Here is a 2,168-nt window from a genome sequence, read left to right as displayed (position 1 = left end):
GTGAGCGCAACGAATAGCCCACGTCTTTCGTGATTGACGGAATGGGTTTCCGGCTGGCAGTCAAAACTTTTGCTTTGCCCGCTTCGGCATAAAATAGGTTCGGATATTGACGAGTGCTTCAGCGACGTCAGCGGCATCCTGGCGGGTGGCTTTGCGTTTTGTCTCGCCGAGCTTGCGAATTGGCGCAATGATATCGCCGGTGACGGCATGACCGCGAAGAACCGGCTGCCAAAGTCTCGGCGCGTATCCTGTTGCCAGCAAAAAGCAGAGGTCCCAATCGAACGGATCAAAGGTTTGATCATCGATCCTGGTGAACCTGGGCCGGTAGTCTTTCGGGGTTTCAGAGAGGCTCCCCGAGATACGGTTATATTCCGCAACGATCGTCTGCACGGCCCGATGTTCGGTTGTTTCCATCGGCAGGTTCAGGGCGTCCGGGCCAGTCAGTTCCGGGATCCATTTGCGTGGGTCGATGAACTTTGGGCCAATGATCAGAGCCGTAAGATAACCATCGAGACCGCTCATTGACCAGATTGGCGATGCCGGACGGCGTCCCCTGATAAAGGCTTCGAACGCCGCGTCATCAAGCTTCGGTCGATCCGTCGTCCCCTGGCTGTTGTGCATCATGCCGCCCGTCGCTCCTGCTGCGTCATCGCTTCACGCTCAGCCTTCCAGGCCCACGGCAGGAGACTTTCCATTTCGTTGGCTTTCACTTTGCCGGAGATGATGCGCTCCAGCACATCGGCAAGCCAGACCTCGGGGTCCACACCATTCAGTTTACAGGTGTTGACGAGCGATGCGAGGACAGCGAAAGTCTTTCCACCCCGCTCGTTGCCCACGAACAGCGAATTCTTCCTCGTCAGGGCCACGGATTTCATTGAACGCTCGACCACATTGGAATCGATCTCGACCCGGCCATCATCAAGGCAGGCTGTCAACCCGCTCCAATGGTTGAGCGTGTAGCTGACGGCCTTGCCAAGCGCCGATTTCGCCGACACCTCGTCGCGCAGTTCGGTGAGGTGGACTTTCAGCTCTCTCATGACTGGAGCAGCCTCGCGACGTCTCACGACGAGCCGGGTATCGGCGCTTTCGCCGCGCAGTTTTGCTTCGATCCGATAGACTTCCGCAATCCTGGCAAGGATCGACAAAGCCTCCGAAGAACCCGTCAGCTTGACGACATCGACGAACTTGCGCCGCGCATGAGCAAGGCAGAAGGCCAGCCGCATGGGTGCGACATTGCTCTTGCCCCGACGTTTGACCATGGTTTTATAGGCTTGGTATCCATCGACTTGAAGCACGCCGGTAAACGACGACAATTGCCCCTCGATCTCGCGGGCGCTGCGGCTTTCGGCAAAGATATAGGCCACGGCCGGCGGTGCCGGACCATTCCAGGGACGGTCGTCAACCGCCTGCGCCCATAACTGGCAGACCTTGGTTCGTTTGCGCCCCGGCTCGAGCCGCGGCAACGGCGTCTCGTCACAGAACACTCTCGGCTGCGAGCGGATAAAGGCGGTAAGCGCGTCATAGAGAAGCTCCAGCCACCAGGCGACCCGCATCACCCAGGCGCCAAGCGTACCGCGATCGATGATGACACCGCAGGAGGCCAGCATTTGCGCCTGTCGATTGAGCGGGAGATGCCAGGCAAACTTCGAAACAGCGACATGCGCGGCAAACGCCGTGGTCACCATGCCACCGTCCATCACGCGCGCCGGTGCAGGTGCTTGCACGATGGCACTCTCACAGGCCCGGCATGCATAGCGCGGCCGGATCGTCCGTTTGACCCGGACAACAGCAGGTACGATGTCGAGCGCCTCGCTGACGTCCGTGCCGATGCAATGCAGTTCGAACGAACAGCAGGGGCAAATCTTGCTCTCCGGCTCAATGATCTCTTCATAGCGCGGAAGATGCTTGGGCAAGCGGCCGATATTGCGGGCAGACGATCGCCGTGCCTGTGTTTTGTCTTCACCGGCCGGTGCGGCATCGTCATTGGCTGCAACGGGAATATCGCTTAGATCGCCCAGGTCGAGCGTTGCCTGGGCTGGATCGATGATCGTCATCTTCTCCGATTTCGTCCCGAAGAGCTGGCGCTCAAGGAAGGCAATACGCGCTTTGAGATCGGCATTCTCTTCGTCGAGTAAGAGAATGATCCGGGTCAATTGCGCAGCATCCTG

Annotated in this window: 2 protein-coding genes; both read right to left on the bottom strand. The window is 58.9% G+C overall.

The window, feature by feature from the left end; translation table 11 throughout:
• Positions 1-60: 60 nt before the first annotated feature.
• The gene (locus FG152_RS27075) at positions 61-624 is read right to left on the bottom strand and encodes a UPF0149 family protein (protein WP_105528924.1); all 564 of its coding nucleotides are present in this window, start codon (positions 622-624) and stop codon (positions 61-63) included.
• On the bottom strand, positions 621-2,168 hold a 1,548-nt coding region (tnpC, locus tag FG152_RS27070; protein ID WP_498989451.1), incomplete at its 5' end, for an IS66 family transposase. The genes tnpC and FG152_RS27075, both read right to left, overlap by 4 nt.

The organism is Ochrobactrum sp. XJ1 (assembly GCF_024701725.1).
GTDB classification, from domain to species: domain Bacteria; phylum Pseudomonadota; class Alphaproteobacteria; order Rhizobiales; family Rhizobiaceae; genus Brucella; species Brucella anthropi.
Note: the sequence above shows the minus strand (reverse complement) of the source record. Positions and strands in the feature narration are given on the sequence as shown.

Coding starts and splice junctions, on each gene's coding strand:
- FG152_RS27075 (WP_105528924.1), bottom strand. CDS start 624: ATGATGCACAACAGCCAGGGGACGACGGATCGACCGAAGCTTGATGAC.